Annotated in this window: 4 protein-coding genes and 1 riboswitch; of the genes, 2 read left to right on the forward strand and 2 right to left on the reverse strand. The window is 59.4% G+C overall.

Annotated features, from left to right (window positions below):
* Positions 1–217: 217 nt before the first annotated feature.
* Positions 218–324, forward strand: a riboswitch (SAM riboswitch).
* A 7-nt stretch (positions 325–331) separates the two neighbouring features.
* Positions 332–1,330: a methylenetetrahydrofolate reductase gene (locus ACFSYH_RS06890; protein WP_377466079.1), complete on the forward strand. Its 999-nt coding sequence runs from the start codon at positions 332–334 to the stop codon at positions 1,328–1,330.
* Positions 1,331–1,407: 77 nt separating this feature from the next.
* On the forward strand, positions 1,408–3,735 hold the full coding sequence (gene metE, locus ACFSYH_RS06895; protein ID WP_377466080.1) for a 5-methyltetrahydropteroyltriglutamate--homocysteine S-methyltransferase: 2,328 nt from the start codon (positions 1,408–1,410) through the stop codon (positions 3,733–3,735).
* Positions 3,736–3,877: 142 nt separating this feature from the next.
* On the opposite strand, the gene ACFSYH_RS06900 is transcribed toward metE, so the two are convergent.
* Both ACFSYH_RS06900 and ACFSYH_RS06905 read right to left on the reverse strand, forming a co-directional pair.
* Positions 3,878–4,081 (reverse strand): hypothetical protein, encoded by a 204-nt coding sequence (locus ACFSYH_RS06900; protein WP_377466081.1) that lies wholly within the window; start codon positions 4,079–4,081, stop codon positions 3,878–3,880.
* Between the two features lie 531 nt (positions 4,082–4,612).
* Positions 4,613–8,002 carry an Ig-like domain repeat protein gene (locus ACFSYH_RS06905; RefSeq protein WP_377466082.1) on the reverse strand — a complete coding sequence of 1,130 codons (3,390 nt, stop codon included), beginning with the start codon at positions 8,000–8,002 and terminating at the stop codon, positions 4,613–4,615.
* Positions 8,003–8,288 lie beyond the last annotated feature (286 nt).

The raw sequence follows: 8,288 nt of genomic DNA on the forward strand, positions 1-8,288 counted from the left end.
AGGCCCCGAATCGTCGGCAATCAGACGAAAGACTGTCCGCATGGCGGACATAATGACCGTCGCACAAACAACTTTTCCAACCATTTCAGGTCAGTATGAACCACTGAAAACGCATGAATATGCGGTTTTCATAGGTCACTATGCGGCCATGACAATGCCCGTATAGTGGACGGGAAGTTGCTCAAACATCGAACGCGTCGCAGACTTAAGAACACCAGATCCATCCAGAGCGGTCGAGAGTCCTGGCTCGATGACACCGCAGCAACCCCCTCCCAACGGAAGCCTCCAACGGGAGAAGGGTGCTAACGCCAGATTCGATGGAGTAATACCAATGGCTTCCTTTGACGTATCTGCGGCTGCACGCGGCTTCGCTCGACCGACGCTGTCGTTCGAACTCATGCCTCCGCGCAACCCCGACGCTGCGCCAAAATTCTGGAATGCGGCCCGCAAGCTCGTGGAGGCGCATCCAGACTTCATTTCCGTGACCTACGGGGCTGCGGGGAACGATCGCAACACCGCCCGCACGGTCGTGGAACGACTCGTCAAGCACACCAATGTTCTCCCCATCGCACACCTGACCTGCGTGGGCGCAACCAGGGACAACGTCGCAGACACGATCGACGACTTCCTCTCCATCGGCGCACGCACCTTCCTCGCACTGCGCGGAGACCCGCCGAGGGACCAACCCGACTGGCAGCCACCGGCTGACGGCGTGCACTCGTCGGCAGAACTGATCGAACTCATCCGTGAGGTCGAAACCAAGCGATGCCACGCAGACGCGCCTGCGGCGCTGCGCGGCGCGGCCAAGCCACTGACCATCGCAGTGGCAACCTTCTGCGAAGGCAACCGCGACGCGGGCACCACCCGCGAACAGGAGGTTCTGCGTCTGCTGGAAAAGCAGGAGGCCGGAGCCCACTTCGCAATCACCCAACTGTTCTACGAGGCAGACTCCTACACTCAGTTCGTCGAGTTGGCGCGCCGTGAAGGTGTCACGATCCCAATCCTCGCGGGCATCTTGCCCACAACGGACCCCAACAGGCTGCACCGCGTGGAACAACTCACCGGAGTCACTGCGCCCACCGCTCTGCTCCGAGACCTCGAATCCATCGAGAGCCCTCACCTGCGCCACTCACGTGGAATCGAAGCGTCCGTGGAACTGGCTCGGGCAGTGCTCGAGGCCGGGGCCCCTGGCCTGCACATCTACACCTTCAACAAATACGAGCCCGCACTCGATCTGCTCGAAGGCCTACAACTCGGCAGTCTGCTCGCACCCAGCGATTCAGGCCTGACCACAGGAGCACAGGTCGGGGCGCTTCCCGTCTCCCTGTGATCGTCTGACTGCGCTCAGAGCCACATCGCTCACGACCACATCAACCAGCCATCTGCAACCATCAAAGGCAAGGAAACATGTCCACCTCTGCAATTCCATTCCCAAAGGCCTCCGTTCTCGGATACCCGCGTATCGGTGAACGCCGCGAACTCAAGCGCGCTGTCGAGGCCTTCTGGGCAGGCAAGACCACGGTCGAAGAACTTGAGGTAACCGCAGCCGAGCTGCGTAAGTCCACCCGCGAGCGCCTTGCCGAACTCGGTTTGGGCCGGGACGATGCCTCCATCCCCGAGTCGTTCTCCTACTACGACCAGGTAGCGGACGCCTCGGCAGCGTTTGGCGTTGTGCCGGCGCGCTTTGAGTCGCTGCGTAACGCTGAGGGTGGCCTCGACCTTGCGGGCTACTTCACCGTTGCGCGTGGTCAGGGCGAGAATCTGCCGCTCGAGATGACCAAGTGGTTCGACACCAACTACCACTACCTCGTGCCAGAGCTTGGTCCAGACACCACGTTCAAGTTGGTGGGCAGCCAGTTTGTGGACCAGTTCCTTGAGGCTAAGGAGCAGGGTTTTGTGACCCGTCCGGTTGTTGTTGGCCCGGTCACCTACTTGGCCCTGTCCAAGCCTGCTGACGGCGTTGCCGCGGACTTCAACCCGCTCACGCTGCTGCCGCAGATTCTGCCGGCGTATGTTGCACTGCTTGAGCAGTTGGCTGCGGCCGGCGCTCCGTGGGTTCAGTTTGAGGAAGCCGCACTGGTCAACGAGAACCTGTCCGCATCCGCCGATGAACTGCGCGGCGCTCTTGCAACCGCCTACGAGGTTCTGTTGGCTGTTCCGCAGCGTCCACAGGTTGCCATTTCCGCGGCTTATGGTGGTTTGGACCCGCTGTTCGGCGCGGTTGTTGCTACCGGCGCTGACGCGATTGCGATTGACCTAGTGAAGGGCGCTGTTCCAGCGACCGAGGGCCTGGACCTGTCCGGCGTGACCATCGCCGCTGGTGTGATTGACGGACACAACATCTGGCGGGCAAACCTGTCCGACAAGCTCGCTCTGCTGGAGCGCGTGGAATCGCTTGGCGCAAAGTCGGTCACGGTCACCACCTCGACCTCGTTGCAGCACGTGCCGTACACCCTGCGCAACGAGTCCAAGCTCGACACCGAACTGAAGTCGTGGCTTGCGTTCGCTGAGGAGAAGACCCAGGAGGTGGTCGCCCTCGCTCAGGGCCTGACCGAGGGCGCGGCAGCAATCGCCGAGCAGGTGCAGGACTCAAAGGATGCGTTGGCTCGCCGCGCGGGCGCTGCCGGTGTGAACGTTCTGGCGGTCCGCGAGGCCACGGCAGCGCTCAAGCAGTCTGACTTCGACCGTGAGGACGCCGAAGCACGCCGGGTGGCTCAGGCTGAACGCCTTGGCCTGCCAGCGTTGCCAACCACGACGATCGGTTCGTTCCCGCAGACCACCTCGATCCGTAAGGCTCGCGCCGCCCACGCCAAGGGTGAGTTGGTTACCGAGGGCTACGAGCAGGCTATGCGCGACGAGATCGCCCAGGTCATCGCCCTTCAGGAAGAGATCGGCCTGGACGTGCTGGTTCACGGTGAGGCTGAGCGTAACGACATGGTTCAGTACTTCGCTGAACTTCTGGACGGTTTCGCAGTCACAGAGAACGGCTGGGTTCAGTCCTACGGTTCCCGCTGCACCCGCCCATCGATCCAGTGGGGCGATGTTTCCCGTCCAGAGCCAATGACGGTGCGCTGGGCCAAGTACGCTCAGTCCCTGACCCGCAAACCGGTCAAGGGTATGCTCACCGGTCCAGTCACCATCATGGCGTGGTCGTTCGTACGCGATGACGTGTCGCTGCGCGAAACCGCGAACCAGATCGGCTTGGCCCTGCGCGATGAGGTCAACGACCTTGAGGCTGCCGGGATCGCCACGATCCAGGTGGACGAGCCAGCACTGCGTGAGCTTCTCCCACTGAAGAAGAAGGACCACGCGGACTACCTCGACTGGTCGGTAAACTCGTTCCGCCTGTCCACCTCAGGCGTGCGCGTGGACACCCAGATCCACACCCACCTGTGCTACTCCGAGTTCGGTGAGGTCATCGACGCGATTGACGCCCTCAACGCTGACGTCACCTCAATTGAGGCGGCTCGTTCCCGCATGGAGATCCTGCCCGAGCTCGCTGACGCTGGGTTCTCGCGCGGCGTTGGTCCTGGCGTGTACGACATCCACTCCCCTCGCGTGCCCTCCACCGAGGAGATTCAGGAACTGCTCGAACTCGCAGTGAAGTCGGTCGACCCGAACCTGCTGTGGGTTAACCCCGACTGTGGTCTGAAGACTCGTGGCTACGAGGAGACGACCGCTTCGCTCAAGAACCTTGCTGCGGCCACGTTGAACGTGCGCGCACAGCTTGGCTGATTGGGCGTAATTCGTGGCCTGAAGTGGTTCAGGGTCACGCGCTGTAGTTGATGTGTTCGGTGGAGACCGACGGGAAACCGTTGGTCTCCACCCTTTTGTTTGGGCTGTCTGGGTCAGGGTTGCCGGGCAACGGTGGCGGCGCTCAAAGGTCTGAGCAGGCTTCAACTGATCCGGTCAGGGACCGTGCCCACTCGCTGATCTGGGCCTGGATCGTCCGCTGCATGGGCAGATTCACGGTGACGGTGACGCCGGCTTGGGATGCCTGAGGGAAGCACTCGTCCAACTCGATGAAGTCCGCCGAGACCACGTCAGTTGGGCGGAATGCTGGCTGCGCGAGTAGCGTCATGGTGTCCTTTGTCTGGGAGCGTCACGTGGGAAGGCGCCGATTTTCGGCGGGAGATTCCATGCTAGGGCACATTTGGCTCGCTGGTTTATGGCCATGGTCACCCTTGCTGATTGCCGACGATTCCCCGCCTCCCTGCATCGGCTTTTTAAGCCGTTTGTGGTCGGGGTGGGCAGCATACGTGTGACGAGGTTGACGCAGCGTTCCCCGTCACACTGATGACTAAACGGGTAGGCATAGCAGACATGAGCAGATCGTTGAGGGGTCACGCCAAGCACATGAGATCATTCCGTCGCTGGTATCAGAATCGGTTCGTCTTTCATCGCATCCTGATTCCATGACCAGCGCCTCCGTTTAAATTCTGAGTCTCGGGTGAGGTTCTTTGGCTTAACCGTGTGAACCTTCTAGAAGAACAGGCGAGCTCGCAGTACTGCGAGCTCGCCTGTTCTTGTGTCATGGTCGCGAGAGGGCCTGCGGCTCAGAACGTCGAGGACTGTGCTCCGAGCACCTACCTCGTGTTCTGCGGTTGTTCCTCTATTTCACGCGAACCTTTGCGATGGCTGAACCTTGAGCCTTCAGAGTGGTGCTGCCGAGGTAACGTACAGTCACTTTGGCGGTACCCTTCTTTTTGAACGTAGGCAGCTTCACCTTCGCAGTTCCTTGCTGCCTAGCCTTCAAGGTGACGGTTTTGACCGTCTTTCCATTTACGCGGATCTGTACCTTTCCAGTCGGTTTCACGGAGGTTCCGGGGACTTTGACCCTGATGGTTGCAGTCAGTGCGGTGACAGCGCGTTTGGCACTGCTCTTGGAGAGTTTGAGCGTGACTTTGGTCTTCGCTTTTGCCACCGAAAGAGTCTTGGTTACCTTGGCGGCAGACGTGGTTGAATTGCCCAGATACCTGGCTTCGACTTTGTGCTGTCCTACCCTCAGGGCCTTCGACAGGTTCACGCTCGCCACGCCCTTTGCCGACAGGTTCACGGTCTTGAACTTCTTGCCGGCCACATAGAACGTGACTTTTCCAGAAGCCGCCTTGCCGTTGCTCTTCACCGCGGCCGTGGCCTTACGAGCCACTCCATAACTGGTGTTTTTGACGGTCAGTGCTGCATTCGCAGTCGACTTCGTGATCGTCACGGAAGACGTTGCCGAGGCTGGCGCGGTGCGCTCGTTGCCGAGGTAACGGACCTCAACCGTGTGTTTGCCCACGGAGAGCGACTTTGACAGTTCAACGGTGACGGTTCCGTCTGCGGCCAGGGCAACTGTCTTGAAGGCCTTGCCGTCAACGGATATGGCAACCTTTCCTGTCACCGGAGCACTGCCGGACTGCACCTTTACCTTGATCTTCGCGGCGTTACCGTGAGCGACGTTCGTCGTGGACAGGGCCACCTTCGCCTCACTCAGGTCCGCTTTGATGACGTCGCCTAGCGCAAAGCTACCAGTGAGTGCCACCGGCGGCTTGAGGTAATCCTGGCTCGCGCCTGAGCTATACCACCATGCGCGAATATCTGGGCTCAAGAAGTCAATGAACTCCGCAGGGAATGAGTTTGGGTAGGTTGTGGCGTTCGCTGGGTTAGTGTACTTGCGTCCAGCGAAGTCTGGGGCCAGGTTGAATGTCGCTTGACCTCCTGTGGTGTGAGCGCTGAATGGGAAGGTTGCCACAGTGACTCGCTCGAACTCGGAGCGTTCGCCTGCACCATTGACCCACTGCACATCAAAGCTCAGGGTACCGGTGCCGGTGCCGTCTGCTTCCAGCACTGGGTTGGCAAAGATGAACTCGACTGGAGCGAGAGTGCCGTACGGGATGTATTGCACAACGCCATCCCATGAGGCGTAGGCCTTGCCTGTCGCGGCGTGGTGCCAGCCGGTGCCGTTGGTGAACGTGAATACCGAATCACTGTCGAAGGCAGCTCCGTTGAAGCCGTACTTTTTGGAGAAGCTCTTTGCGTATTCGGAGATGCCCCAGGAGAACTTCGCCGATTGGATGCTGCGCGCTCCGTCTGGAGCGCTTGTCACGGTTGGCTGCTTTGGGGTTTCAGGAGCCGTTGGGGTCTCGCCACCGGTGTTGTCATCCTCATCTGGGTCTTCCGGCAGGACTTCGCCATCTTCTGGAATGTCGCCAACCCGGTCGAGTATGCTCACTCGATCACCCCAGAATGGGTGCGTGACGTAGGCTCTCTCAGTCTCTTGGTCCACCTCGACCGCCCACACGTTGGCGTTCATGCTGCGAACGCCGTAAGGGGCGTCAGGAGCGATTTTGTCAGTGACTCCGAGGTCGCCGAAGTCAATGGTTTCCAGCACCTTTCGGGTTACCGGGTTCACCACGCTCAGGGTGTTCGACAGCCCATTGGTGACAAGAAGCAATCCGGTGGCATCCACGACAGCCATATCGCGAGCCGTGTTTCCCACGTCGATTTTCTGTGCGATCACGGAGCGGTCTTGCGTGTTGATGACCTTGACGCTCCAGGTTTCCCCATTTTTAGCGTTGAACAGTGCAAACAATCGATTGCGCTCAGCATCGAAAGTAAGTTGCTTCACCTTGGCTGCGGTTATGGAGAACCCTTCAAGGTAGGCGGATGTCTTCGTGTCGAACACGATGATCTTGTTCAGTACGGAACTTGCCACGTATAGACGGTGTGATGCTGCGTCAAGTGCAAGTCCTGACAAGTCAGCCTGGTTGCTTTCCGGAACACGGTACTCGCTGAGTTCTTCAGTTTCCACGTTCAGTGCGTAGAGCGAGTCAGATGTGGTGCGATCTGACGTGGCTGCGCCAAAGTAGAGCACTTGGGCATCTGCGTCAAGAGTCAGGTTTTCTCCGTAGCGTGGAATGCCCCTGATCTCTTTGACCACTTCTTTTGTGTCAGTGTCGATGATGGTGATCGATGCAGTCTTCTCGTCATTGCTCTGTCCACGGTAGTGCAGGACGTAGAGTCGGGAAGCCTCGGTATCGATCACGAGTTCCTCCGGTTCTGCGGAGGTTGAGATCTTTAGGTCTGCCACCGCACCGGTCTTTGCGTCAAAGTAACCGATTCCTGCTTTCTCTGGCGAGTACGACGCAGCATAGTTGAAGGGAATCCACACCACATCGTGCTTGGCATCCCACGCTAGACTGCGTGGAGTGTATCCGGCATCCATTGTCGATCGGTATCCGTAGATCGCGTCTTCCGGTATTTCTGGTGGGGTTGGTTCGCCCGTACCAGGTTCCTCAACCTCTGGGGCCGGGTCAGTGCCTGGGGTGATGCTGAAGGTAATTGGCTCCAGCGCACTTCCGGCATCGCGTTTTACAGGGGCTTCGTCGTCTTTGGACGCGTAGTGCGCGAGGTAGGTGGTTCCTGCTTCGGTGATAGCCACGGGAACGTTCGTCCAGGTAAACGTGCCGTCTTGGGCGCTCGGCCCAATGTGGGTGAGGTCGAGCGTTGCGATGGCTACGTTACTGCCCGCCGTAGTGGGCAGTCCGGGGACCGAGGCATATGAACTGCCGGCGACGGTCTCTGCGATGAGGGAGCCGGTGTTTCCGGCGAGCACGATCCGCGGGTTTCTCAGGTAGAAGTAGTTGCCTGGTGTCTTACCGACTTCGCCGCTTTCTGGAATGACCCCGACCCGCACGGCCCCTGAGAAGTTGATCGTCCCGGTTTTGGTTTCCTGATCGTAACCAGATTTTGCGGTGTCCACCCGAAATAGTGCAGTGGTGTTGCCCGCTGACCAGGCTGCGGGTTCGTTTGCTTGACGATCACTGTCAGAGAAAACGCTGAGGTAGGTGGCATCTATCCCCCAACTCATCTCGCCGTTGGTTACATTCAACGCTTCAGCCTGGGCAGGGGCTGCTAGCCCCACCAGTGTCAGTGGTGCGAGCAGCGCGGTGGTAAGCACTACGGCGAGTGCTGCACCTGCTTTTCGCTTGAAGGTGTGTCGCACGGTCTCTACTTTCATTGTGTTAAGTCTCCCGGAGTGGTGCTTTGTTCCTGCGATGATTTCCGACGATTTCTCGCCGCGTTTTGTCATGCGCGGTGTTGTTGAGCGGGTGGTTCATGGACGCGGCTAGACCGCAGTTCCATGGGATTCATGGAACTGCGGCCCTGGACGCGTCATCGTGGTCAGCGGCTGACTTTTTTCGTCGCCTTCGACGCCTTGACCACCGTGGTGTAACCAGACTTCTTACCAGTCACCTGCACCGTGATCTTCTTACCCCGCTGAGCCGCCTTCAAGGTGTACGTCT

The sequence above is a fragment of the Populibacterium corticicola genome (genome assembly GCF_042683685.1).
In the GTDB taxonomy this organism is placed as follows: Bacteria; Actinomycetota; Actinomycetes; order Actinomycetales; family Cellulomonadaceae; genus Timonella; species Timonella corticicola.